The following is a 23,455-nucleotide window of genomic DNA, read 5'->3' as shown; positions in this document are numbered from 1 at the left end:
CCCGCCTACGGCAAGGGCTGGACCGGAGTCCCCGCCGGACCCGCCCGGGACGGCGTGTACCAGCCCGCCACCGGCGCGGCCCCCGGCAAGTGGGAGGCCGGCTCCGAGGACTACAAGGACATCCTCGCCAAGCCCGGCAAGCGCTACCGCGACCTCAGGACCGGCGCCGTGTGGCTGTACGACGGCAACGAGTTCTGGACGTACGACGACCCGACGGTGATGCTGCAGAAGGCCGCCTACATCCGGCACAAGAAGCTGGGCGGCTACATGATGTGGTCCATCGACGGCGACGGCGCCAAGGCCTCCCTCACCTCCGCCTTGTACAGGGTCCTGCGCTAGAGGACCGTCCGTCAGCTCTGATCTGGTTCGTGGCGACTCTCCCTAATCGCGGCATCCGGCCGCGGTCAGGGAGAGGAGCCACGGCTCCTGCGTTGCGTACGGAACGACACGGCGACTGCGGCGATTTCGACCACAGTGACCACTTCTCATTCTGAGCAGTGGTGGCAACGGCGCGTTCTCCGCGTGCGCGGATAGGAGCGTAAGGCTGATCGCCCTTTCGGCTTACTGGAGCCCGGCCGGGGTGATGCCGGGTTCGTGGCCGACGAGCGGTTCTCCGGTCTGCTCCCTGGTGATCAAGTCCCATGTTCGCACCGTGCGGTCCTCGCCGCCGGAGACGGCGATCAAGCGGCTGTTCACCTGAGTTACCGCGATGGCGTTGATAGCCCAGTCGTGGCCGGTCAGTGGTTCGCCGATCTGCGCTCTGGTGATCGGGTCCCATACTCGCAGCGTGTGGTCCACGCCTCCGGAGACGATGACCGGGCGACCGCTCATCTGTGTGATCACGACTGGGCCTCCGGCGGGTTCGTGGGCGAGGAGCGGGTCTCCGATCGGCTTTCCGGTGGCCAGGTCCCATAACCGCACTGTGCCTTCCCAGCCGCCCGACACGACGACCTGTCGGCCATTCACGTCACCGACCGCGACCGACGTGACGTTGCTTTTGTGGCCGGTCAACGAGTCGCCGATTTGCTTTCCGGTGGCCAGGTCCCATATTCGCACCGTGCCGTCGCGGCCGCCTGAGACTACAACCGGCCGGCCGTTCATCTCACTCGCCATGACCGAAGCGATGGTGCCGCTGTGGCCGGTCAGCGGGTCTCCCATTTGTTTTCTGGTGGTCAGGTCCCATATCCGTATCGTGGCGTCCTTACCGGCGGAGATGCCGACCGGGCGACCGTTCACCTGGCCGAACGCGACCGAGACGACGCTACGCTCGTGACCAGTCAGCGGGTCTCCGATTTGTCGTCTCGTCGTCAGGTCCCATATCCGTATCGTGGCGTCCAATCCACCGGAGAGGGCGATCGGCCGGCCATCCATCTGGCCGACCGCGATCGAGAGGATACGTTCGTAGCCGGTCAACGGCTCATCGGCCGTTTCTTCTATGGTCAAGCCGCCGACCTGCTTTCTCGTGATCAGGTCCCATATCCGTACTGCGTCCCTGCCGGTGGATATGGCGATCGGCCGTCCGTCTACCTGGCCGGTTGCGATGGATATGACTGCGTCGCCGTGGCTGGCAGGACCGGGGCCGACGTTGACGGAGAGCATCACGGCAAGGGTTACGACCACTGCGCAGGCCACTATCAGCACGCTCCGGCGGTGTGAGCGTGTTGCCCTATGTGCTGTCGGAGGCGAAGCTGTGGCGGTTGATATCGCTGAAGCCCGCAGGGTGTGCGCCGATGGCGTAGCCGGGAATCGCCGGTCGGCATCGGTCACTGTTCTGTTCTCCTTGACCTCGTGTCGTATCCGCCGCCTTCTATGGGCGATCGCAATTGAGGTTGGAGGCGGCGGAGATGTTGACGATCACTCTGCCATGCTCAACCGTTGCACACCATCGGATAGTTCAAGCCCTCGGTTTCGTGCCGTTCCGGAATGGAATGCATCTCCCGTAAACTTTGCCAGGGCGGGAGAGGGTGACTTCGGCGGCGTTTTCGACAGGTGCACTTCCTTATCGATGGCGAGGCGGAATGAGTTCCGAGGATCCCGTACGGCGCCGTATGGTCGGCCTGGGGGTGATCGTTGCGGCGCTCTTGATCGTGGTCGCCCCGTTGATGGTGTTCAGCGCGATGCTCGAGTCCCAGATCGAGGATCGCGCCGAACGGGCTCTCAGCAGCCGGGCAGAGCTGGTCAGCCAGGCGCTCCGGCGGGATCCGGCGGGGAGTTCGTGGCAGGCCGCGGCCGGTGGGTGGGCGTCCAAGGCGGCGCGCCCCGATGGGCGGACCCTGGTCATCTCGACCTCCGTTCCGGTTGAGGCGGGGATGATGCTCGGCACCGAGTGGTACGAGCGGTGCTACAAGATCGTGTTCACCGCGATCGGCACTCCGGAGCAGGGTTATGAGCTGGAGAAGGTTCCCGGGTGCGCGGAGGAGCAGTGCAGGGGACGTCGGCCGTGTCCGGCGCTTTCGCCCAGTTGACCGGTCCGCGCGGGGCGTAGGCGCGAGGGTTCAGCAACGCCGGCTTCCCGGCCACCGCCCAGGCGATCTGGGTTGACAAGTGCATACATGTACATGCAACATCTTCTTGCACGGACAAAACATGTACGTACATGCAAGGAGATGTCATGAAGCGCGAACGCATCAGCACCACCCCCGACTGGTACGAGCCCTACGCCATCTCACAAGCCATCAAAGTCGGCGACCTCGTCTTCGCCTCCGGCCAGGCCGGCTTCGACCACAACGGCGTCACCGTCAGCCACGACTTCGAAACCCAGGCCCGACAGGCCTTCACCAACCTCGACCGCGTCCTCAAAGAAGCCGGATCCAGCCTCGCCGACGCCGTCAAGGTCACCATCCTCGTCACCGACCTCGAACCCAACCTCGACACCATCATCAAACTGCGCAAAGAGTTCTTCACCCAGCCCTACCCCGCCGACACCCTGATCCAGATCTCCCGCCTCGCCCAGGCCGACTGGCAGATCGAGGTCGACGCGACCGCCGTGGCACGGTCATGAAGATCCAGATCTGGTCCGACTACGTCTGCCCGTTCTGCCTGCTGGCCAAGGGGCCGATTCAGGAGGCCGTCGCCGGGCGTGACGTCGAGATCGAGTGGATGCCGTTCGAGCTGCGTCCCGAGCCCGTTCCGACGCTGGAGCCCGAGGGCGCCTACCTCCAGAACATCTGGAAGCAGACGATCTACCCGATGGCCGAACGGATGGGTGTCGGCATCCACCTGCCGGACGTCTCGCCTCAGCCGTACACGCGACTGGCCTTCGAGGGCTACCAGTACGCCAGGGAGCACGGCGACGCCGAGGCGTACAACGACCGGCTGCTGCGGGCGTTCTTCGAGGACGGCCTCGACATCGGCGACCTGGACGTGCTGGCGGACCTGGCCGCGGGGCTGGGCCTCGACGCGGCGGAGTTCCGTGCCGCGCTCCTCGACGGCCGGTACGGCGAGGCGCATCGGGCCGCGCTTCAGCAGGCGCAGGATCTGCAGATCCGCTCGGTCCCGACGATCATCGTCGACGGCACGTACCGGATCGAGGGGGTTCCCCGGCCTGACGCGCTCCGCGAGGTCCTGGACAGACTCGAAGCGATCAAGGCAGTGGAGGCTTCCGGGAAGACCTCCTGCGGTGTGGAAGGTTGCTGAGGAAGGCGGCCGTGGTGCTCACGACGGAGGGTTGCTGAGGAAGGCGGCCGTGGTGTCCACGACGGAGGGGTTGCTGAGCAAGGCGGCCGTGGCGCTCGCGGCCTCTCAAGGCCCCGAGCGGCCTTCGCCGGGGCGGGGGTGGCGCCGGTGAAGGAAAGCAGGCGGTGGCTTCAGACGAAGAAGCTGTCATGGCGGACGAAGAACTCCGCGCGCTCTTCTTCGCTGAGGCCGCCCAGCTCGGTGACGCCTTCGAAGTATCCCTCTCGCGGTGCGCCGGGGGCGAAGAGCATGAGCATGGAGGCGGGTTCGCCGGATTCGTTGCGGAAGGCATGCAGGCCGCCCACCGGCACGTACAGGTAGTCGCCGGAGGTGGCGTCGATCCACTGCCGGCCGTCGAACAGCCGCATGGTGCCGGACAGGATGAAGAACGACTCCGACATCGCCTTGTGGAAGTGGGTGCTGGGCCCGCTGACTTCGGGGCCCATGTCCACCCGGTACAGGCCGTACTCACTGCTGGTGGAGACGGTGGTGGACAGGTAGTGGTAGGCGGTGCCCTGCGCGACGGTGGGGCCGTCGGTGGCGACCGGCGGGGAGATGAAGTCGGGCGCGCTGGTCGCGGGACGGAAGGTGGCGTTGATCTCGCCGTGTTCGCCGAAGTAGCGAGGATCGGGGTAGGACATGCGCACTCCTTGCACGAGGGCAGATTAGGTGAGTGCTAAGATAACCAGCACTTACGTGAGCGTCAATTAAATGAGCGCTCGGCTATATGCGGGTGGAGGATGCATGGCGGACGCGGTGGAGTCGGTGCTGGAGCAGTGGAGGCGCGAACGGCCGGACCTCGACGTCTCGCCGATCGGCATCGTGGGGCGGCTCATGCGGCTGTCGCGGCTCTGGGACAAGGAGATCAAGGACTTCCTGGGCGAGCACGGCCTGGAGCCCGGCGAATTCGACGTCCTGTCCACGCTGCGACGCTCAGGAGAGCCGTACGAGCTGACCGCGAAGGCCTTCCTCAAGGCGTCCCTCGTCACCACCGGGGCGATCACGTTGCGGGTCGACCGGATGGCCGCCAAGGGCCTGGTCACCCGGACGCCCGACGCCAACGACCGGCGTTCGGTCAGGATCCGCCTCACGCCGCACGGTCTTGAGCTGATCGACCGGGTCCTCCCCCTCCACCTGGCCAACGAGGCCCGCCTCGTGGAGAGCCTCGACGCCGGCGAACGCCGGCGCCTGGAGGCCACGCTCGCCGGGCTGCTGGAGTCTCACGGCGACACCCCCGCCGACACCGGCCCGCCCGCTGATCAGCGGTAGGCGGCCAGGCCGTCCGCCAGTTCCTCCTCGTCGCCGTCCCGGTGGGCGGACAGGGCCTGCTGCAGGGCGAAGGTGGCACGGATGACGGCGATGCGGGCGGTCATCGTGCTGCCCGGCCGGGCGTCCAGGGTGAGAACCCGGTTCAGGAAGCTCGCGCCGTAACTGGCCGCGACGGCCGCCAGGTCCTCGGCGGGGTCGCCGATCGCGACCTCGTCCCAGTCGATCACGCCGCTGAGCACCGGCAGCCCGTCCTTGCGCTCCCACAGCACGTTCTCGGCGCCGAGATCGCCGTGCACGACCGCGTCAGTGAGATGGGGAAGGCTGTCGAGCGCGGCGAGCTCCCGCTCGGCCCGCTGACGCCCGCCGTCGGACATGAGCCCGAACAGCTCGGCGCGGACGTCCGCCGCGAACCGCCGCCATCGGTCTCGTGGCGCCGGCAGAGCCGCTCGCACCTGGTCCGAGGCGCCGTTCCTGGCCAGTGCTGTCAGCAGCGTGACGTACTGCGTCGCCACGGCCTCGGCCACCTGGGGATCTTCGAGCGCCTCGGCCTCCAGCGGGGCCCCGGGAACGCGGCTGAGCACGAGGTAGGGCAGCCCGTCTGCGCTGCCTTCCTCCAGCGGCCGAGGCGTGGCGAAGCCGAGATCGAGCGCGGCGAGCAGGCGCAGAATGGCGGCCCGGTGCGGCAGCCGGGTGGCCGCGGCGTCGGTGCGCGGCAGGCACACGACACGGTCCGCGCCGATCACCACCTGGTGGAACTGTCCTTGACGGACGGTGAGGTCCTCCGGCGTGACGCCCGGCAGCAGGCGGCTCAGCAGAGCGCGATGCGACGGCGGGAGTTGCATGAGAACGCGGGCTGTCCTTTCCGTCACCGGCTGTCCACGGGCTCCTCGCCCTCTCGCGACATGGACGCACTTGCGACATGCAAGCGTATAGGTTGGCGGGATGATCTACGCCAAGACGCCGCTGACCCGCGAGATCCGCGAAGCCGTGGCCCTGGCCTGGGGGGTCACGGGAGAGGGTGAGCGGTTGCACGGCGGTGAGGAGTCCGCCGCGTACCGCCTCGACGGCCACGTCATCCGCGTCGGCCCCGCAGGGCGCTCCGCCGCCGAGTCGGAATGGTGCCACGCGATCGCCCGGCACGCCGCCGCCGGCCTCCCCGAGGCCGTCGCCCCGCTGCCGACCGCCGACGGGACGGCGACGGTCGTCGTCGTGGCCGGCCGGCCGATCTCCTGCTGGCCGTATGTCGAGGGCTCCTGGGCGGATTCCGACGTCCCGGCCCAGCGCGAGGCGGGCGCGCGGCTGCTGGCCCGGCTTCACCAGTCACTCGCCGGCTTCCGCCCCGGCCCCCGCCCGGTGCCCGCCTTCCAGGAGTCCGGCCTGTACGGCCCCCCGCCCCGGCCCGAAGCCGAGCCGAAAGAGCCCGGCCTGGAGCGCCAGTCAAAGGACCCCGAGCCGAAGAACCCCGGCCTGGAGCCCCCGTCAGGGGACCCCGACCTCCAGGATCCCGAGCTGGACCGGTGGCTGGTCGCCTTCCATGCCGCGCACCCCGTGCGCCACCCCCTGCACGGCGACTACTACACCGGCAACACGCTCGTCAGGGACGGCCGGATCGTGGCGGTCTACGACTGGGACGAGTCCTTCGTCGGCGCCCCCGAGCTGGAGCTGGCCGCCGCCGCGCTGGAATGGGGTGACGACCTGACCGGGCCGAGCAAGGTGTTCGTGGCCGCCTACCACGAGGCGGGCGGCACGGCGGGCCACCTGGACGAGGAGTCGCTCGCCCAGCTCGTCAGGCACAAGCTCCGCAGGGAGCACGCCTACTTCGCCAAGGCCGTGCGCTCGGGGGTGAAGCACGACGAGGAGGACATCGCGTACGCCCGCGCGCGGGTGGAGCTGTTCCGCCGGCTACGCCCCTGACGGCGCCGGCCGGGTGGTCAGGCGTCCGGGATCCAGTTGCCGTGGAATCCGAGCGGTACGCGTACGGGCAGGTGGACGCGGGCCACGGGCGGTCCGGTGAAGTCCTGCGCGGACAGGATCACCAGGTCGGAGGCGCCGCGCTCGGGGTCGGCGACGTAGGCCATCAGGTAGCCGGCGTCCTCGGCGCCCTGGGTGTCGCCCGGGTCCGGGGCGAAGGCGGCCTCGCCGACGGCGGCGTCCCGCGCGAACCCGTGCACCTCCGTCGTGCCCCGTACCAGGTCGTGTTTGACCAGCGCGTTGGTGAACGCGTCGTCGGGGTGGGGGCCGCTGGGCGTGAACTGCATACCGTACACGGGGGTGACGGCGGAGTAGCCGTAGCGGTGCTGCCGGGAGGCGTAGGCGTCGTTCACGCGCGGGAAGTCCTGGGGCCGGTCGTCCACGCACCGCTGTTCCAGCCGTCCGGTGCGCAGGTCGATGCGCCAGCGGTCGAGCCTGGGGCTGATGCCGCCGGGGTCGGCGACGTCCACGGGACCGTCGGCGGCGATCAGGTCGACGGTGATCGTCGAGCCGTCGTCGTAGGCGTTGAGGACGTGGCTGACGTAGAAGGGCTCGGCGGGCAGCCAGCGGACCTGGCCGCCGGTCCGGGGCAGGACGCCGACGTGGGCCTGGTGCGCGGGGTTCCAGCGGAAGCGCATCGCGTCCATGTCGAAGGTCAGCGGGATGTCGAAGACGACCACGAAGTTCTCCGACAGCGCGAAGTCGTGGAGGAACGGCAGGTCGCCGGGCAGCGGGAGGTCGGCGACGTGGGTGACCGTCCCGGCCGGGTCGGTGACGACGTGCTGGGCGAACGGGCGGCCCAGCAGGTACGCGAGCGAGTGCAGGTCGCCGGTGCGCGGGTCGACCTTGGAGTGCGCGTTGGCGCTGGAGCCCTCGCGGGTGGCGGCCAGGGGGCACTCGCCGACGGTGTCGAGGTCGTAGCCGAGTTCGTGGGGCGGCCCGCCCGCCTCCGACAGGGCGAGGGTGCGTCCGGCGTGGCGGAGCACGTGGATGTTCGGGGAGGGCGGCAGGAAGGCGGGCGGTTCCAGGCCGCGTTCCATCCGGTCGAGCGCGTCGGCGACCTCCGCCGAGCGCACCCAGCGGTTGCGGTACCACTCGGCCCGGCCGTCGCGGATCCGCACGCCGTGCACCATGCCCGCGCCGAAGGCCCAGAAGTGCGTGACGGGGTCCTCCACGCCGAGCGGGTTCGGGCCCAGCCGCAGGTAGCGGCCGTTCAGCTCGGCGGGCAGCCGCCCGGTCACGGGCAGGTCGTAAGCGGTGACCTCCTCCTTGACGGGGGCGAAGGGCCCGTGAAGGTAACGGTCGTAGCGGTCCATGCTCACCTCGGTCGATCGGCTGTACGGTGTACGAAGCGAGACGGTACAGCCGGGCGTCACGCGGCGACCGAGGCCGCGGTAATGCACTAGGCCAGGGAGCGAGCGGTTCACCAGGCGGAATCCGGCTGCTGCGGCAGGCGCACAACTGCCCTAGTACAGGAGGCGATCGGCATGCGGCGAACGGGGAGCGGCTCCGCGCCGCCCTACCTGCGGATCGTGCGGGAGATCCAGCGGCGCATCGACACGGGCGCACTGCGGCCGGGCGACCGCGTCCCGTCCATCAGGCAGGCCGCCGCGGAGTGGGGCGTGGCCACCGCGACCGCCACCAAGGCGCTCGACACCCTGCGCCGGCAGGGCCGGGTGGTGGCCGTCCCCCGCGTCGGCACCGTCGTGGCCGACCCCGCGCCGGGCGCGCCCCGGTCCGGGGAGGGCCGGACGCGCCGGTCGCGACCTGCGGCGACCGGCCCCGACGGGGAGCGCGACCGGGTCGTACGCGCCGCGATCGCCCTCGCCGACGCGGAGGGCTTCGAGTCGGTGTCGATGCGCGCCATCGCGGCGAAGCTCGGCATGCCCACCATGTCGCTGTACGGACTGCTGCGCGGCAAGGAGGAGCTGGCCGCGCTCATGGCCGACACCGCGTTCGGCGAGCTGGAGCTGCCCGAGGAGCCGCCCCCGGGCTGGCGGGCCCACCTGGAGCTCGCGGCGCGGCTGCAGTGGCGTCTCTACCTGCGGCATCCCTGGCTGCCCCGGCTCATGTCGCTCACCCATCCGCAGCCACTGCCCCACCTGCTCAGGTTCGGCGCCTGGGGCATGAGCGCCGTGCTGGAGCTCGGGCTCGACCCCGAGGCGGCCCGCCTGGTGTGGTGGGCCGTGGCCAACCACGTCCGGGGGACGGCCACGAACCTCGAGGCGCAACGCGACGCGGAGCGGCACACCGGGCTGTCACCCGACCAGTGGTACGTCGCCCACCTGCCGTCCCTGCGCGCCGCGCTCCCGACCGGCACGGCGCCGATCGACGACCGGCTGGGCTTCGACCTGACCGCGTTCTTCGAGGCCGGGCTCCAGCTCCTGCTCGACGGGGCCGCGGTCCAGATCGGACGGCAGCACCGGCGCGCTGATCCTCCGCGTTGACGAGCCGCTTCAGCCGGTGCGGAAGGTCACTTCCGGGTAGGCCGCGGACGGGCCGTTCAGCAGGGTGGCGGGGCGCTCGCGCAGGTGGACGTCGAAGAAGTCGCGCACGTACGCCCGGGTGATCGCGGCGGCCCGCACCCCGGCCAGGCTGCCGGCGGGCAGGCCGAGCTGCTCGGCGAGCACCGGGAAGTCGGTGAAGGAGTCGTGCTCGGACCCGGCCACCTCGGCCCACCGCTTCCAGCCGGTCAGCAGCGGCCAGTTCTCCGCCCAGGTGGGCACGTCCGGGGTGCCGAACAGCAGGAGCGGCCGGGCGAGGCCGCCGGGCGGCGGCGGGACGACGAACGCCCCGTCGAGGACGGCTCCCGCGTCGATGCGGGGGTCGGCGGTCATGGCGTGGGCGGCGCTGTTGCCGCCGATGGAGTGCCCGGCCATGCCGATCCGGCGCGGGTCGACGGGCAGGCGCCGGTCCCGGATCAGGCGGTCGAGGACGAACGACACGTCGGCGGCGCGGATGTCCGGGACGAGCCCGGGCGCGTCCTCGATCCCGCAGGCCAGGCAGGTGGTGGTGCGCCCGCCGGGGAAGGTGGTGGCGGCCGACTCGTAGGTGTGGTCGACGGCGGCGACGGCGTACCCGTGGCTGGCCAGGTCCTCGGCGAGGACGGTCAGCGACGAGCGGGGCAGGCCGAAGCCGGGCGAGAGGACGACGAGCGGGCGCCTGCCGGGCACGGGCGGGGCGCCGGTGCGGGCGTGGCCGCGGATCCGGCTCAGCAGGTCGCCGGGCGGCAGCCCCTGGGCGGCCAGGAGCAGCGCGGACTCCTCGGGGGTGACGTACCGGGCGCGGGCGCCGGAGGCGCGGGTGGCCGGGTACCACACGGTGACCATGAGGCGGCGGCGTTCGGCGGCCACCCAGGGGTCGGGGCGGGAGGCGTCGAGCAGGTCCCGGGAGACGGTGCCGACGGGGTGCGTCCCGGTCGGCGCGGGCAGCACCGGGACGGCCGTGGACCCGGGCTGGGGGACGGACGCGGACGCCGCGGTGGGGACCTGCAGCGTGGCCGCCAGCAGGGTGATGAGCAGGGCTCGGATCATGCGGTGGAAACTAGGCGGCGAGCCCCGCGCGGTCGTCGGACTTCTGGCCAAACATCCGCCCGCGCGCGTGGTCGCGCACGCCAACGGGCGGCCGTGCTCCGCTGGCCATACTGTCGGGCATGAATCTCGAACTGGTCAAGAAAGAGGTGTCCTCGCTCGTCACCCCCGGCACCCCGGGGCTGGCCGTCGCCGTCTACTCCGGCGGCGAGGCGGTCGCCACGGCCGCGGCGGGCACGGCGTGCGTCGAGTTCGGCGTGCCGATCGACGCCGACACCCGCTTCGACATCGCGAGCGCGAGCAAGCAGTTCACCGCCGCGTGCGTGCTGCTGCTGGCCCGTGACGGCGCGCTCGGCCTGGACGACGACGTGCGGCGGCACGTGCCGGAGCTGAGCCTGGAGGTTCCCGTCACGCTGCGGCAGTGCCTCCAGCACACGGGCGGCCTGCCGGAGTGGTACACGGTCATGGCGCTGACCGGGCACCCGCTCGCCGAGATGACCGAGGAGCGCCTGCTGGAGGTCATCGCCCGGTTCCGCGGGACGACGTTCGAGCCGGGCACGGACTTCACCTACTCCAACACCGGGTACGTGCTGGCCTCGGTCGTCGTGCGCCGGGTCAGCGGCAGGTCGCTGGCGGAGTTCGCCCGGGAGCGGCTGTTCGGGCCGCTCGGCATGGACGACTCGATCTTCCGCGACGACGCGACGCTGCCCGTGGAGCGGATGGCGTACGGCTACGCCAACGTCGACGGGCCGACGCGCCGGGCCGACACGCAGGAGAGCGCGGTCGGCGACGGCGGCATGGTCACCAGCGTGCGCGACCTCGCCCCATGGTTCGGCTTCCTGACCGACGGCCGGGTGCTCGGCGCGGACCTGCGCGACGCGCTGCTGGAGCGTGCCGTGCTGGCCGACGGCACCACGCTGCCGTACGCGTTCGGCGTCTACCACTACGAGGTCGCCGGGCGGCCGGCGTTCGGGCACGCGGGCGGCATGCACGGCTACCTGTCGGACCTGCTCGTGCTGCCGGACGAGGGCGTGGGCGTGGCGGTGCTGTCGAACCAGCGCGCGATCGACCCGCTCGCGCTGACCGAGCGCCTGGCCAAGCTGCTGCTCGGCGAGCCTCTCGCGGACCCGGGGCGGGAGCCGGGCACGCTGCCGCCGCCCGCGCACGAGCACTGGCACGACCCGGTCACCGGCCTGACGCTGACGCTCAAGCACGGCGACGACGGGGTGGAGGTGTCCGGCGTGGGCACGTTCGTCCCGGGCGCCGACGGCCGCTGGCACGGGCAGGGCGAGGAGGACCGGGAGTGGCTGGAGTGCTCCGGCGACACGCTCGTCCTGGGCTCGATGCTGGCGGCCCGGCCGCCGACCACGTTCCGGCCCGCCGCCGCGCCGACCGGCGAGGCGGCGCCCGAGGGCGAGTGGTGGAGCGGCGAGCTGGAGGCGCGGGCGAGCGTGCGCGACGGCGTGCTGCGCGTCGGCCGCACGCTCGAACTGCCGGTCGAGCCCGCCCCCGCGGGGCTGTGGCAGGCCGGGCCGTTCACGCTCCGGGAGGCGGACGGGGCCCTGCTGATCAGCGGCGGCGGCCTGCGCGGGTTCCGGTTCGCCTGAGCGCACTCGTTGGCCTGCGCAACCAGGCGGGGGTCGCGGGTTTTGGCGGCCCGGTCAGTGAACGGGGACGGTCCGGCTTCTAGCGTCCGACTGTCCCCGCCACTCAGCTTCCGAGGTGGTCACATGACTCCTGCGAAGACCGCCGCCGCGACAGCCGTGCTGCTGCTCCTCACCGCCTGCTCGGCAGGCGGCGCCACCCCGCCGCCTGCCGACACGCTGGTCTGGGCCACGGCCTCGCCGCCCAGCAGCCTCGACATCGCGCACGGCTTCAACAGCCCGTCGACCCTGGTCCAGACAGCCGTCCTCGACACCATGGTCACCCTCGACGAACGAGGGCGGCCGGCGCCCCACCTGGCGACCGGGTGGACCCAGCCCGACCCGGCCAGCTACCTTTTCACGCTGCGCAAGGGGGTGCGCTTCACCGACGGCAGCCCGCTGACCGCCGACGACGCCGCGTTCTCGCTGCGCCGCCACCTCGACCCGAAGGTGGCCTCCCAGGCGGCCTCCTACTTCACCATGGTCAAGAAGGTCGAGCCGGTCGGCGACGACCAGGTGAAGGTGACGCTGAGCCGCCCGGCCCCGGCGTTCCTGGCCGTCTCGGCCATCGCCTGGCAGATCGTCCCCCGCAAGCTGGCCGAACCGCATCCCCAGGACCTGGGCAGCCCCGAGGTCGGCACGCTCGGCACCGGCCCGTACAAGGTGAGCCGGTTCTCCCTCACCTCCGGCGTGCTGCTGGAGCGCAACGAGGACTACTGGGGGCCGAAGCCCGCGCTGCGCCGGGTCGAGGTCAAGAGCATCGGCGACCCCGAGACGCTGCGGCTGGCCGTGCGGTCGGGCGAGATCGACGGCACCGCCGACCTCAACACCCGCGACGCGCGCAAGTGGACCGGGCTCCCCGGCGTCAAGACGATCTTCTACCCCGGCAACAACATCAGCTACCTGTCGCTCGCGGTCAAGAACGGGCCGCTGGCCGACGTGCACGTCCGGCGGGCCATCGCGCACGCGGTCAACCGCAAGGCGATCTCCGACCTGATGACGGCCGGGCACGGCGGCCCCGCCGACGCGCTGCTGCCCGAGCCGATCCTCACCGCCGTCTACGGCGACGCCCCTCCCCCGGTGCCCGTCCACGCCTACGACCCGGCCAAGGCCAAGGAGGAGCTGGCCAGGTCGGGCCATCCGGACGGGTTCACGCTCGCCGCGCCCTACGCCAGCGGCGGCGACACGGGCACCGTCATGCAGGCCGTCGCCGCCGACCTCGCCAAGATCGGCATCACGCTCAAGCTGGAGCCCGCCCCGTCCGACCAGTACGCGGCCCGGATGATGGAGCACGACCGGCTCGGCGTCCACTACGTGGCCCTGGCCTACGGCACGCCTGAGCCGATCGAGGTGCTGCCCGACATGGTCAGCCGCGCCTCCGCCGAGCCGCAGGGCTTCAACTTCTCCGGCTACGGCTCGGCCGCCACCGACGAGAAGCTCGACGCGCTCGTCTCGGCCACCGGCGAGGCCCGCACGGACCAGGTCACCGACCTGCTGAAGGAGATCGCCGACCAGGTGCCGTACGTGCCGCTGTTCCACACCGACAACGCGGCGGCGCTGAACGAGAAGTACACCGCCTCGCTCCACACGTGGACCATGAACCTGTTCGCGGCGATCCGCCCGGCGGGCCGTTGACATGGCGCTGCTCAAGCTCCTCGGCCGCCGGCTCGGCGCCGCCGTCCTGCTGCTGGGCGTGCTGTCGACGCTCACGTACGGGCTGCTGCTGGCCTCGCCGGGCGGGCCGGAACAGGTGCTGCTCGGCGGGCGGCCGTCCACGCCGGAGACCCGGGCGGCCATCCGCGAGCAGTATCACCTGGACGACCCGTTCCCGGTCCGGTACGCGCGCTGGCTCGGCGACGCCCTCCAGGGCGACTTCGGCACGTCGATCTACTCCCGGGAGCCGGTGGTGAGCGTCATCGCCGACCGGCTGCCGGTCACCGCGAGCCTGGCCGCCTACGCGCTGGCGCTCACCGTCGCCGTCGGCGTCCCGGCCGGGCTGCTGGCCGCGATGCGCCGCGGCGGGCGGCTCGACCAGGGCATCACGCTCGGCGCGCTGGCCGCGCTGTCGATCCCGTCGTTCGCGCTGAGCATCCTGCTGCTGTACGGGTTCGCCGTCCAGCTCGGCTGGTTCCCGGTGTTCGGCGTGGGCGACACGTTCGCCGAGCGGATCACGCATCTCACGCTGCCCGCGATCGCGCTGGCGGCGGCGCAGGCCGCGCTGGTGGTCCGGCAGATGCGGGCGGCGGCGCTGGACCTGGCCGCCTCCGACTTCCTCACCTTCGCCCGCGCCCGCGGCCTGCCCAGGCGGCGCGTGTGGACGAGTTACGCGCTGCGCAACGCCGCCCTGCCGGTGCTGACCGTGGGCGGGCTGCTGCTGGCGGCCAACCTGACCGGGTCGGTCTTCGTGGAGCAGGCGTTCGGCCTGCACGGGCTGGGGTCGCTGCTGATCGGCGCCGTCGGCCAGAAGGACATCCCGGTGGTGCAGGCGCTGGTGCTGCTCGGCGGCGTCATCGTGGTCGTCGTCAACCTGCTGATCGACCTGGCCTACCTGGTGGTCGACCCGCGCGTGCGGCAGGGGGCTGCGTCATGAGGGCCGTGCTGGTGACGATTCTCGGCCTGGCGGCGGTGGCCGCGCTGACCGGGCCCTGGCTGGCGCCGTACGACCCGGCCGCGCAGGACCTGGCGCTGAGCGCGGCCGGGCCGAGCGCCGCCCACTGGCTGGGCACCGACGACCTGGGCCGTGACGTGCTGTCGCGGCTGCTGACCGGGGCCCGCTCGGCGCTGTTCTGGCCGGTGCTGGTCGCGCTGTTCACCACCGTGCTCGGCACCGCGCTCGGGCTGGTGAGCGGCTACCACCGGGGCTGGGTGGACGCGGTGCTCATGCGGGTCGTGGACCTGGCGATCGCCATGCCGGGCCTGCTCGTGCTGATCGTGCTCGTGGGCGTGCTCGGCGGCGGCTACGGGTGGGCGGTGCTGGCCATGGCCGTGTTGTTCACGCCGGGCGACATCCGGGTGGTGCGCAGCCTGACGCTGGCCCAGCGGGAGCTGGCCTACGCCGAGGCGGCGCGCACGCTCGGGCTGCGGCCGGGCCGGATCATGTTCCGCCACCTGCTGCCCAACCTGGCGCCGACCGTGGTGGCCAACGCGCTGCTCAGCTTCACCGGGGCGCTGGTCGCGCTGGCCGGGCTGTCGTTCCTGGGCATCGGCCTGCCGGCCGGCACCCCGGACTGGGGGCTCATGGTCGAGGAGAACCGGCAGCTCCTGGACCTCAACCCGTGGGCCTCGATCGCCCCGGCCGCGCTCATCACCGTGGTCGCCTGCGCGGCGACGCTGCTGGGCGACCGGGCGTTCGAGTCGATGTCGAAAGGAGCCGGCCGATGAAGGTGACCGGCCTGCGCGTCTCCGGGACCGGGCTGATCGTCGACGGGGTGGACCTGGAGGTCTCGCCGGGCGAGACCGTGGGCCTGGTCGGCGAGTCCGGGAGCGGCAAGTCGCTGACCGCCCGCGCGATGGCCGGGCTGCTGCCCCGGGGGCTGCGGGCGACGGGCTCCATCACGCTCGACGGCAGGGAGCTGATCGGCGCGCCCGAGCGGGTGTGGCGCACCGTGCGCGGGCGGCGGCTGTCGCTGCTCATGCAGGACCCGTTCGCCATGCTCAACCCGCTGCTGACGGCGGGCGCGCACATCGCCGAGTCGTCGCGCTCGCGCGTGCCGATCGCCGAACGGCTGGCCGAGGTCGGCATCGACGACCCGTCGGTGGCGCGGCGGCATCCGTTCCAGCTGTCGGGCGGCATGCGGCAGCGGGTGGCGCTGGCCGCCGCGCTGGCCGGCGACCCGGAGCTGCTGATCGCCGACGAGCCGACGACCGCGCTCGACGCCACCACCCAGCACGAGATCCTGCAGCTCGTCCGGCGGGTGCAGCGGGCGCGTGACATGGGCGTGCTGCTCATCACCCACGACCTGCGGGTGGCGTTCGAGCTGTGCGACCGGGTGGCCGTCATGTACGCCGGCCGCATCGTCGAGCACGGCCCGGCCGCCGAGCTGGGCCGGGCCGCGGCGCACCCGTACACGGCGCGGCTGCTGGCGGCGGTGCCGACGGTGGAGCGGCGGCTGGCCCGGCTGGAGGGCATCCCCGGCGGCGTGCCCCCGGCCGGGGAGGTGAGCGGGGCGTGCGCGTTCACCGCCCGGTGCGACCAGGCGGAGGCCGCCTGCGTGGAGGCCAGGCCGCCGCTGCGCGCGCTGCCGTCGGGGCGGCTGACCGCCTGCGTCACGCAGGTGCGCCCCCGGCCGGCCCCGTCCGGTACGGGCGCCCGCCGCCAGGCGGCCGGCCCGCCGGTGCTGCGGGTGTCCGGCCTGAGCAAGGCGTACGGCTCCCACGTGGCGCTCGGCGGTGTGAGCCTGGAGGTGCGCCAGGGCGAGACGGTCGGCGTCGTGGGCGGTTCGGGGTCGGGCAAGACCACGCTGGCTCGCTGCGTGCTGGGGCTGGTCACGCCCGACTCCGGCACGGTCGAGCTGGCCGGGGACGGGCCGCGCCACCGGCTGGTGCAGTGCGTGTTCCAGGACCCGTCCACGTCGCTGAACCCGGCGATGACGGTGGGCGCGGCGCTGGCCGAGGCGGCGGGGCAGGGCGCGCCGGAGACCCGGCCGACCGTGGCCGAGCTGCTGGAGGAGGTCGGGCTGCCGGCCTCCTACGCCGGGCGCCGGCCGGCGGCGCTGTCGGGCGGCGAGCGGCAGCGGGTGGCCATCGCCCGCGCGCTGGCCGTGCGCCCGTCGTTGCTGATCTGCGACGAGCCCGTGGCGTCGCTGGACGTGTCGGTGCAGGCGCACGTGCTGGAGCTGCTGCGCCGGATCGGCACGGCCATGCTGTTCATCACCCACGACCTGGCCGTGGTGCGGCAGATGGCCGACCGGCTGGTGGTGCTGTCGCGGGGCGAGGTGGTGGAGGCCGGTGAGGCGGGCGCGGTGCTGGACGCGCCCGCGCACGACTACACGCGCCGGCTTCTGCGATCTGTGCCCGTTCTTGCGGATTCTCATACTTCGGTAGCTAGCGCCAGCGATGGCGGATAAGGGAGCCTTCGATCATGCATGACCTGCTGCTTCGCCACGGAACGGTCCACGACGGGCTCGGTGGCCGCGCCAGGACGGCGGACGTCGCCATCCACGACGGCCGGGTCGTCGCCGTCGGCACCGGCCTCGGGCCCGCCCGGCGGGAGCTCGACGTGACCGGGCTCGTCGTGGCCCCGGGCTTCGTCGACCCGCACAGCCACTCCGACACGGTCCCCTTCCTGTCCGAGCCGCAGCCGTTCAAGCTGCTGCAAGGGGTCACCACGGAGATCATCGGCAACTGCGGGTTCTCCTGCGCCCCGGTGCGCGGCGACGCGAGCGGCTTCACCCCGTCCGTGCTGGCCGGGGCGGCGTTCTCCACCATGCGCGAGTACCTGGACGCCGCCGAGGCCGCCGGGACGGCCAACAACCTCGCCGTGCTGACCGGCCACAACACGTTACGGCTGGCCGCCGCCGGCATGTCCGCCGAGATCACCGCGACGCAGCTCGACCGGATGCGCGCGATGGCGGCCGAGGCGTTCGAGGCGGGCGCGTACGGCCTGTCGAGCGGCCTGGAGTACGTGCCCGGGGCCTACGCCGGGGTGGACGAGCTGGTCGCGCTCGCGCTGGTGGCCAAGCGGTGGGAGCTGACCTACGCCACGCACCTGCGCAGCGAGAGCGAGGGGCTGGCCGACGCGCTCGACGAGGCGATCGCCGTGGCCGCCGGGGCGCGCATCCGCCTGCACGTCTCGCACTGCAAGGCGTCGGGCCGGGCCGTGCACGGCGCGTCCGCGCTGGTGCTGGAGAAGCTCACCCGGGCCCGCGCCGCCGGGGTGGACGTGCGCGCCGACGTCTACCCCTACCTGGCGTTCGGCACCGGGCTGGTGGCCGTGCTGCCGCCGGTCGCCTGCGAGGGCGGCGAGGACGCGCTGCTGGCGCGGCTGGCCGACCCGGGCGAGCGGGTCAGGCTGCGCGCGCTGGCCGAGAGCCCCGGCACCGGGATCGGCGTCGGCCTCTGGCGCGAGCTGCACCCGGCCGACGTGCAGATCCTCACCCACCGCGACCCGCGCGTGGCCGGGAAGCGGCTGGCCGACCTCGGCGGCGATCCGTGGAACGCGCTGTGCGACCTGCTGGCGGCCGACCCGGCGGCGGCCGGGGTCTTCCACACGATGCACGAGGGTGACCTGCGCGCCTTCCTGGCCGACCCGCTGGTGTCGATCGGCTCCGACGGCGGGCCGCCCGTCGGCCCCAACCATCCGCGCACGTTCGGCACGTTCCCCACCTTCCTCGGCCGCTACGTCCGCGAGGAGAAGGTCGTCCCCCTGGAGACCGCCGTGCGCAAGGTGACCTCCGCCGCGGCGGCGCAGTTCGGCCTGGTGGGACGCGGCTGGCTGGGCCCCGGCGCCGTCGCCGACGTGTGCGTGTTCGACCCGGAGACGATCGGCCACGCCGGCACGTACGAGCAGCCGGACGTGCGCCCCACCGGCGTCGTCCACGTGTTCCTGGCCGGGCGCCAGGCCGTCGCCGACGGCGAGCCGACCGGCGGCCGGCACGGCCGGGTGCTGCGGCGGGGCCGGCCGTGACCGCCCGCGGCCGGGTCACCCTCGGCGTGCTGATCGACAGCCTCGGCCCGGACGTGATCCGGCCGCTCGTCCTGCCGAACGGGCGGCGGCCCCTGGCCGGGGCCCCGGTCATCTACGAGCCGGAGGAGCAGATGGCCGGCCTGGACGGGGCCGTCCTGCTGGTGACGGGCCGCCCGTCGGCCGAGACGGTGGCCCGCGCGGGCGAGAGCCGCGTGGCCGCCGTCGTCGTCAAGCCCGGCGGCGCCGACCTGGAGGCGCTGACCGCCGCCGCCTCCGCCTCGGGGGCCGCGCTGCTGGCCGCGCCGCCCGAGCTGTCGTGGGGGCAGCTCTACACGCTGGTCGACGCGCTGCTGGCCGTCGTCGCCCCGGCCGGCGACCCCGGCGGCGCGCGGGCCGGGGACCTGTTCGCGCTGGCCAACGAGGTGGCGATCCGGGTCGGCGGCGCGGTCGCCATCGAGGACGTGGCCATGCGCGTGCTCGCCTACTCCACCGTCGAGGGCCAGCCGATCGACGAGCTGCGCCGCGAGGGCATCCTCGGCCGCCGGGTGCCCGAGCACCCCACCAACACCGAGGAGTACGCCGCCGTCATGCGCGCCGACGGCGCCGTCTGGAGTTACGAGCCGCGCGAGTTCTACCCCCGCCTGGCCATCGCGGTCCGCTCCCACGGCGAGGCGCTCGGCACGATCTGGGCCGTCCAGGCGGAGGAGCCGCTGACCTCCGACGCGGCGGTGGTGCTGGCCGAGGCCGCCGCCGCCGCGGCCCCCCATCTGGCGCGCATCAACCTGGCCGCCGACGAGGCGCGGCGGCGGCGCGACGAGTGCCTGGGCTGGCTGCTGCGCGGCATGGGCGCGGTGGACGAGCTGGCCGCCTCCTTCGGACTGTCGCCGGGCGAGCCGCTGACCGTGGTGTCGCTCGGCCCGGCCAACGGCACCGCCGACGTGTTCGCCGCCTCGCACGCCGCCGACCTGCTGCGCACCACGTACCTGGCGTACCGGATCCGGGCCGTCACCGGCGTCGTGGACGGGCGGGCGCACGCGGTGGTGGCCGCCGAGGCGTGCACGCCGCTGCTGCGCCGGATCACCGCCGACACGCTGGCTCGCGTCGGCGAGCGGCTGGGCGGCGGCTGGAAGGCCGGCATCGGCCGCACCTCCGACGGCGTCGCCACGCTGCGGACCAGCGCCCGCCAGGCCGAGGAGGCGCTGCGCGCGCTGTGCGGGCGCTTCGCCGACGAGCCGGTCGGCACCCACGAGGAGCTGTCGGCGGCGCTGTTCCTCACCGACCTCGACGGCGTGCTGCGCGCCAACGGCAGCCTGCGCGGCGAGCCCCTGGCGCTGATCGCCGCGCACGACGCCCGGCACGGCACCCGGTTCGTGCACAGCCTGTCGGTGTGGATCGCCGCCCACTACGACGTGCCCCGCGCGGCCGAACTGCTGTCGGTGCACCCCAACACGCTGCGGTACCGGCTGCGCCGCATCGGCGAGCTGGTCCCGCTCGACGAGCCCGACACCCGCCTGGTCCTGGCCCTCCAACTGCGGCTGAACGGCGACACAAAACCGGTGCCGTGAAGTTCGGCGTCAGCGCCAACGCCGCCCGCCCCGGCGGGCGCGATGCTGTGGGTCATGGCCGAACTTCTGACCACCGCCCCCACCGGGGTGCGGGTCCGCACCCTGCACGGCACCCCCGAGCTCCAGCGCGCCGCCAGCCTGCTGCGCGGCGTCTGGGAGACCCGGCCCGGCGACGACCCGCCGATCGCCCTCGACCTGCTGTGCGCCTTCTCCCACGCCGGCTGCTACGTGGGCGGCGCCTACCTCGACGGCGAGCTCGTGGGGGTGGCGGCCGGGTTCCTGGCCGCCGGGAGCAGCCTGCACTCCCACGTCGCCGGAGTGGCGGCCCCGGCGCGCGGGCACGGCGTCGGCCGGGCGCTCAAGGAGCACCAGCGCGCCTGGGCCGCCGACCGCGGCCTGACCACCGTCTCGTGGACCTTCGACCCGCTCGTGCGCCGCAACGCCTTCTTCAACCTGGCCCGGCTCGGCGCCCGCGTGACCGCGTACCTGCCCGACTTCTACGGCCCGATGAGCGACGGGCTCAACGACGGCGGCCCGTCCCACCGGCTGTTCGTCACCTGGCCCGTCAGCGGGGGCGCGCCGCACGAGCCGTCCGGCGCGACGTTCCGGACGATCGTCGACGAGACGGGCGTCGTGCGCGAGCCCGGCGGGGCGCCGCTGCTGCGCTGCGCGACGCCGCCCGACGTCGAACGGCTGCGCGCCGACGACCCGGCCGGGGCGCGGCGCTGGCGCGAGGCCCTGCACGCGGGCCTCGGCGGCGCCCTCGACCTGGGCTACCGGGTCACCGGCTTCACCCGCACCGGCTGGTACCTGCTGGCGGAGGGGGAGACGCGATGAGGCTCGACGGCATCGAACTGCGCCAGGTCGCGCTGCCGCTCGTCACCCCGTTCCGCACCTCGCTCGGCACGCAGACCACCCGCAACGCGCTGGTGCTGCGGGTGGTGAGCGACGAGGGCGAGGGCTGGGGCGAGTGCGTGGCCGAGGACGACCCCACCTACTCCGCCGAACACCTGCACGGCGCGGCCGGCTTCGTCCGGCGCTTCGTCGTCCCCGCCCTGGCCGGGGGCGACCTGCGGCCCCCGGACGTGGCCGAGGCGCTCGCCCACCTGCGCGGCCACCCGATGGCCAAGTCCGCCGTGGAGATGGCGGTGCTCGACTGCTGGCTGCGCGCCCGCAACACCGCGCTCGCCGACCACCTGGGCGGGGTGCGCTCCCGGGTCGCCGTCGGCGTCTCCGTGGGCGTCGTGGACGGCCTCGACACCCTGCTCGAAACCGTGGACAAGCACCTGACCAGCGGCTACGCCCGGATCAAGCTGAAGATCGAGCCCGGCTGGGACCTGGAGCCGGTCCGCGCGGTCCGCGAGACGTTCGGCCCGGCCACCATGCTCACGGTCGACGCCAACACCGCCTACTCCCCCGCCGACCTGCGGCACCTGGCCCGGCTGGACGACTTCGGGCTCGCGCTCATCGAGCAGCCGTTCGCGCCCGGCGACCTGCGCAGCCACGCCGCGCTCGCCGCCCGCGTGGACACCCCGATCTGCCTGGACGAGAGCATCACCAGCGCCGCCGAGGCGGCCGAGGCCATCCGGCAGGGCGCCTGCTCGATCATCAACATCAAGCCCGGCCGGGTCGGCGGCTACCTGGAGGCGCGGCGGGTCCACGACGTGGCCCGCGCGAGCGGGGTGCCCGTGTGGTGCGGCGGCATGCTGGAGACGGGGCTGGGCCGGGCGGGGAACCTGGCGCTGGCCTGCCTGCCGGGGTTCACGCTGCCGGGCGACATCTCGGCGACCGAGCGCTACTACCGGCGCGACATCACCGCGCCGTTCACGCTCGGCGACGACGGGACGATGGCGGTGCCGACCGGCCCCGGCCTGGGCGTCACGCCCGACCCGGACGACCTCGGCGCCGCCACCACGGCCTCGGAGTGGATCCCGGTGCCCGCCTGACTCACCCGGACGGCCCGCGCCGCCCGTTCACCAGGTCACCGGCAGCGCGTTCAGCCCGTACACGATGCTGAACGCCCGGAAGGACACCCCGTCGTACGGCCCGGCCAGGGCGAGACCGGGGAAGCGGCGCAGCAGGGCAGGGAAGGCGATGCGCATCTCCATCCGCGCCAGCGGAGCCCCGAGGCAGTGGTGCACGCCGTGCCCGAAGGCGACGTGCCCGGCGGCCCCCCGGGTGACGTCGAGGACGCCGGGGTCGCCGGCGAAGGCGGGGTCGCGGTTGGCGGCGGGCAGCGAGCAGATCACCAGCGAGCCCGCCGGGACGACCTGCCCGGCGATCTCCACGTCCGTCGTGGTCGTGCGCGGCGGCAGCGCCTGCACGATGGACAGCCAGCGCAGCAGCTCCTCGACGGCGGGCTCGGCGTGCGCGGGATCGTCGCGGACCAGGGCGAGCTGGTCCGGGTGCCGCAGCAGGGCGAGGGTGCCCAGGGCGAGCATGTTCGAGGTCGTCTCGTGCCCGGCGACCAGCAGCAGCGAGGCGATGCCGACCAGCTCGTCGGTGCCGAGGTCGCCGCCGTGCTCGCGCACCAGCATGCCGAGCAGGTCCTCGCCCGGGTCCGCCTGCGCGCGGGTCACCAGGGAGGCCATGTACGCGCGGTCCTCGCGCTGCGCCGCGACGCGCTCCGCCATCGGCAGGGAGGTGTCCAGCATGCGCACGGACCGCTCCTGGAAGCCGGCGCGGTCGGCGTACGGCACGCCCAGCAGCTCGCAGATCACCAGCGACGGCACCGGCAGCGCGAAGTGCGCCACCAGGTCGGCCGGTTTGCCGGCGTTCTCCAGGTCGTCCAGGGCCGCCTGGACGATCTCGGTGATCCGCGGCTCCAGCCTGCGCATGCGGCGCACCGTGAACTCCGGGGTGAGCATCCGCCGCAGCCGCGTGTGCTCCGGCGGGTCGAACCCGATGAGCTGCCCGGCCCGCATCCTGGCCAGCTCGTCGGCGTCCAGCTGCCCGGCTCCCGGGAACGGCGTCAGGGCGCTGCTGAACCGGACCGGGTCCGACAGCACCTGGCGGACGTCGTCGTAACGGCAGACCAGGTACGCGGGCGGGCCGAACGGCGTCTCGACCAGCGTCACGCCCTCGTCGCGGGCCTTGGCCAGCTCCTCGGCCGGGTCGAACCCGTTCCGCCGCATGTGCGGCGGCAGTTGTGGTGCTTGCGTCATCGTGTGTCCCCTT

At 73.2% G+C, this 23,455-nt stretch carries 22 protein-coding genes; 16 read left to right on the top strand and 6 right to left on the bottom strand.

Annotated elements, in window-relative coordinates; translation table 11 throughout:
* A partial coding sequence (locus AB0G11_RS13560; protein ID WP_357585960.1) for a glycoside hydrolase family 18 protein occupies positions 1-339 on the top strand: 339 nt, incomplete at its 5' end.
* A 222-nt stretch (positions 340-561) separates the two neighbouring features.
* Here the strand turns inward: AB0G11_RS13560 and AB0G11_RS13555 are convergent.
* Entirely contained in the window at positions 562-1,599 is a 1,038-nt protein-coding gene (locus AB0G11_RS13555) for a WD40 repeat domain-containing protein (protein WP_357585958.1), read from the bottom strand.
* Positions 1,600-2,018: 419 nt separating this feature from the next.
* Between AB0G11_RS13555 and AB0G11_RS13550 the strand changes: the two genes are divergently transcribed.
* From AB0G11_RS13550 to AB0G11_RS13540, 3 genes are all read left to right on the top strand, one after another.
* Complete coding sequence (locus AB0G11_RS13550; RefSeq protein WP_357585956.1) at positions 2,019-2,465, top strand: hypothetical protein; 447 nt, start codon at positions 2,019-2,021, stop codon at positions 2,463-2,465.
* 146 nt (positions 2,466-2,611) lie between these two features.
* The gene (locus tag AB0G11_RS13545) at positions 2,612-3,001 is read left to right on the top strand and encodes a RidA family protein (RefSeq protein ID WP_357585954.1); all 390 of its coding nucleotides are present in this window, start codon (positions 2,612-2,614) and stop codon (positions 2,999-3,001) included.
* Positions 2,998-3,636, top strand: a complete 639-nt coding sequence (locus tag AB0G11_RS13540; RefSeq protein WP_357585952.1) for a DsbA family oxidoreductase — start codon at positions 2,998-3,000, stop codon at positions 3,634-3,636. Before AB0G11_RS13545 ends, AB0G11_RS13540 begins: the two co-directional genes overlap by 4 nt.
* 170 nt (positions 3,637-3,806) lie before the next feature.
* On the opposite strand, the gene AB0G11_RS13535 is transcribed toward AB0G11_RS13540, so the two are convergent.
* Positions 3,807-4,316: a cupin domain-containing protein gene (locus AB0G11_RS13535; RefSeq protein WP_357585950.1), complete on the bottom strand. Its 510-nt coding sequence runs from the start codon at positions 4,314-4,316 to the stop codon at positions 3,807-3,809.
* 103 nt (positions 4,317-4,419) lie between these two features.
* Here AB0G11_RS13535 and AB0G11_RS13530 point away from each other — a divergent pair, with 103 nt between their 5' ends.
* Complete coding sequence (locus tag AB0G11_RS13530; RefSeq protein ID WP_357585948.1) at positions 4,420-4,944, top strand: MarR family transcriptional regulator; 525 nt, start codon at positions 4,420-4,422, stop codon at positions 4,942-4,944.
* Here AB0G11_RS13530 and AB0G11_RS13525 read toward each other — a convergent pair.
* Positions 4,935-5,813 (bottom strand): aminoglycoside phosphotransferase family protein, encoded by an 879-nt coding sequence (locus AB0G11_RS13525; RefSeq protein WP_357585946.1) that lies wholly within the window; start codon positions 5,811-5,813, stop codon positions 4,935-4,937. The genes AB0G11_RS13530 and AB0G11_RS13525 overlap by 10 nt on opposite strands.
* 73 nt (positions 5,814-5,886) lie before the next feature.
* Here AB0G11_RS13525 and AB0G11_RS13520 point away from each other — a divergent pair, with 73 nt between their 5' ends.
* Positions 5,887-6,858 (top strand): phosphotransferase, encoded by a 972-nt coding sequence (locus tag AB0G11_RS13520; protein ID WP_357585944.1) that lies wholly within the window; start codon positions 5,887-5,889, stop codon positions 6,856-6,858.
* 17 nt (positions 6,859-6,875) lie between these two features.
* Here AB0G11_RS13520 and AB0G11_RS13515 read toward each other — a convergent pair whose 3' ends face one another.
* Entirely contained in the window at positions 6,876-8,231 is a 1,356-nt protein-coding gene (locus tag AB0G11_RS13515) for a carotenoid oxygenase family protein (RefSeq protein ID WP_357585942.1), read from the bottom strand.
* Between the two features lie 171 nt (positions 8,232-8,402).
* Here AB0G11_RS13515 and AB0G11_RS13510 point away from each other — a divergent pair, with 171 nt between their 5' ends.
* On the top strand, positions 8,403-9,362 hold the full coding sequence (locus tag AB0G11_RS13510; RefSeq protein WP_357585940.1) for a GntR family transcriptional regulator: 960 nt from the start codon (positions 8,403-8,405) through the stop codon (positions 9,360-9,362).
* A gap of 9 nt (positions 9,363-9,371) precedes the next feature.
* Here the strand turns inward: AB0G11_RS13510 and AB0G11_RS13505 are convergent, their stop codons facing one another.
* The gene (locus AB0G11_RS13505; RefSeq protein WP_357585938.1) at positions 9,372-10,448 is read right to left on the bottom strand and encodes an alpha/beta hydrolase; all 1,077 of its coding nucleotides are present in this window, start codon (positions 10,446-10,448) and stop codon (positions 9,372-9,374) included.
* A 119-nt stretch (positions 10,449-10,567) separates the two neighbouring features.
* On the opposite strand from AB0G11_RS13505, the gene AB0G11_RS13500 reads away from it, so the two are divergent.
* The 9 genes from AB0G11_RS13500 (at position 10,568) to menC (ending at position 22,224) form a co-directional block, all read left to right on the top strand.
* Entirely contained in the window at positions 10,568-12,052 is a 1,485-nt protein-coding gene (locus AB0G11_RS13500) for a serine hydrolase domain-containing protein (protein WP_357585937.1), read from the top strand.
* Between the two features lie 123 nt (positions 12,053-12,175).
* Complete coding sequence (locus AB0G11_RS13495) at positions 12,176-13,723, top strand: ABC transporter substrate-binding protein (RefSeq protein ID WP_357585936.1); 1,548 nt, start codon at positions 12,176-12,178, stop codon at positions 13,721-13,723.
* Position 13,724: 1 nt separating this feature from the next.
* A complete protein-coding gene (locus AB0G11_RS13490) occupies positions 13,725-14,678 on the top strand; it encodes an ABC transporter permease (RefSeq protein WP_219503696.1) in 954 nt (317 codons plus the stop codon).
* Positions 14,675-15,469, top strand: a complete 795-nt coding sequence (locus AB0G11_RS13485) for an ABC transporter permease (protein WP_219503693.1) — start codon at positions 14,675-14,677, stop codon at positions 15,467-15,469. The genes AB0G11_RS13490 and AB0G11_RS13485 overlap by 4 nt, the downstream gene beginning before the upstream one ends.
* Positions 15,466-17,154, top strand: a complete 1,689-nt coding sequence (locus tag AB0G11_RS13480) for an ABC transporter ATP-binding protein (protein WP_357585934.1) — start codon at positions 15,466-15,468, stop codon at positions 17,152-17,154. The genes AB0G11_RS13485 and AB0G11_RS13480 overlap by 4 nt, the downstream gene beginning before the upstream one ends.
* Positions 17,155-17,168: 14 nt before the next feature.
* Positions 17,169-18,713, top strand: a complete 1,545-nt coding sequence (locus AB0G11_RS13475; protein ID WP_357585932.1) for a D-aminoacylase — start codon at positions 17,169-17,171, stop codon at positions 18,711-18,713.
* The gene (locus AB0G11_RS13470) at positions 18,710-20,278 is read left to right on the top strand and encodes a helix-turn-helix domain-containing protein (RefSeq protein ID WP_357585930.1); all 1,569 of its coding nucleotides are present in this window, start codon (positions 18,710-18,712) and stop codon (positions 20,276-20,278) included. Before AB0G11_RS13475 ends, AB0G11_RS13470 begins: the two co-directional genes overlap by 4 nt.
* 54 nt (positions 20,279-20,332) lie before the next feature.
* On the top strand, positions 20,333-21,115 hold the full coding sequence (locus AB0G11_RS13465) for a GNAT family N-acetyltransferase (protein ID WP_357585928.1): 783 nt from the start codon (positions 20,333-20,335) through the stop codon (positions 21,113-21,115).
* The gene (gene menC / locus AB0G11_RS13460) at positions 21,112-22,224 is read left to right on the top strand and encodes an o-succinylbenzoate synthase (protein ID WP_357585926.1); all 1,113 of its coding nucleotides are present in this window, start codon (positions 21,112-21,114) and stop codon (positions 22,222-22,224) included. Before AB0G11_RS13465 ends, menC begins: the two co-directional genes overlap by 4 nt.
* 27 nt (positions 22,225-22,251) lie before the next feature.
* On the opposite strand, the gene AB0G11_RS13455 is transcribed toward menC, so the two are convergent.
* Complete coding sequence (locus tag AB0G11_RS13455) at positions 22,252-23,442, bottom strand: cytochrome P450 (RefSeq protein WP_357585924.1); 1,191 nt, start codon at positions 23,440-23,442, stop codon at positions 22,252-22,254.
* Between the last annotated feature and the right edge of the window lie 13 nt (positions 23,443-23,455).

Source organism: Nonomuraea sp. NPDC023979, assembly GCF_040639085.1.
In the GTDB taxonomy this organism is placed as follows: Bacteria; Actinomycetota; Actinomycetes; order Streptosporangiales; family Streptosporangiaceae; genus Nonomuraea; species Nonomuraea ceibae.
The sequence above is the reverse complement of the archived record's forward strand: the minus strand, read 5'-3'. Positions and strand labels throughout refer to the sequence as shown.

Bases quoted from the DNA above. Each gene is read 5' to 3' on its own strand.
- AB0G11_RS13475 (WP_357585932.1), top strand. From the start codon at position 17,169: ATGCATGACCTGCTGCTTCGCCACGGAACGGTCCACGACGGGCTCGGT.
- AB0G11_RS13510 (WP_357585940.1), top strand. From the start codon at position 8,403: ATGCGGCGAACGGGGAGCGGCTCCGCGCCGCCCTACCTGCGGATCGTG.
- AB0G11_RS13530 (WP_357585948.1), top strand. From the start codon at position 4,420: ATGGCGGACGCGGTGGAGTCGGTGCTGGAGCAGTGGAGGCGCGAACGG.
- menC (WP_357585926.1), top strand. From the start codon at position 21,112: ATGAGGCTCGACGGCATCGAACTGCGCCAGGTCGCGCTGCCGCTCGTC.
- AB0G11_RS13490 (WP_219503696.1), top strand. From the start codon at position 13,725: ATGGCGCTGCTCAAGCTCCTCGGCCGCCGGCTCGGCGCCGCCGTCCTG.
- AB0G11_RS13535 (WP_357585950.1), bottom strand. From the start codon at position 4,316: ATGTCCTACCCCGATCCTCGCTACTTCGGCGAACACGGCGAGATCAAC.
- AB0G11_RS13465 (WP_357585928.1), top strand. From the start codon at position 20,333: ATGGCCGAACTTCTGACCACCGCCCCCACCGGGGTGCGGGTCCGCACC.
- AB0G11_RS13480 (WP_357585934.1), top strand. From the start codon at position 15,466: ATGAAGGTGACCGGCCTGCGCGTCTCCGGGACCGGGCTGATCGTCGAC.
- AB0G11_RS13495 (WP_357585936.1), top strand. From the start codon at position 12,176: ATGACTCCTGCGAAGACCGCCGCCGCGACAGCCGTGCTGCTGCTCCTC.
- AB0G11_RS13545 (WP_357585954.1), top strand. From the start codon at position 2,612: ATGAAGCGCGAACGCATCAGCACCACCCCCGACTGGTACGAGCCCTAC.
- AB0G11_RS13555 (WP_357585958.1), bottom strand. From the start codon at position 1,599: ATGCTCTCCGTCAACGTCGGCCCCGGTCCTGCCAGCCACGGCGACGCA.
- AB0G11_RS13550 (WP_357585956.1), top strand. From the start codon at position 2,019: ATGAGTTCCGAGGATCCCGTACGGCGCCGTATGGTCGGCCTGGGGGTG.
- AB0G11_RS13505 (WP_357585938.1), bottom strand. From the start codon at position 10,448: ATGATCCGAGCCCTGCTCATCACCCTGCTGGCGGCCACGCTGCAGGTC.
- AB0G11_RS13455 (WP_357585924.1), bottom strand. From the start codon at position 23,442: ATGACGCAAGCACCACAACTGCCGCCGCACATGCGGCGGAACGGGTTC.
- AB0G11_RS13515 (WP_357585942.1), bottom strand. From the start codon at position 8,231: ATGGACCGCTACGACCGTTACCTTCACGGGCCCTTCGCCCCCGTCAAG.
- AB0G11_RS13485 (WP_219503693.1), top strand. From the start codon at position 14,675: ATGAGGGCCGTGCTGGTGACGATTCTCGGCCTGGCGGCGGTGGCCGCG.
- AB0G11_RS13540 (WP_357585952.1), top strand. From the start codon at position 2,998: ATGAAGATCCAGATCTGGTCCGACTACGTCTGCCCGTTCTGCCTGCTG.
- AB0G11_RS13520 (WP_357585944.1), top strand. From the start codon at position 5,887: ATGATCTACGCCAAGACGCCGCTGACCCGCGAGATCCGCGAAGCCGTG.
- AB0G11_RS13500 (WP_357585937.1), top strand. From the start codon at position 10,568: ATGAATCTCGAACTGGTCAAGAAAGAGGTGTCCTCGCTCGTCACCCCC.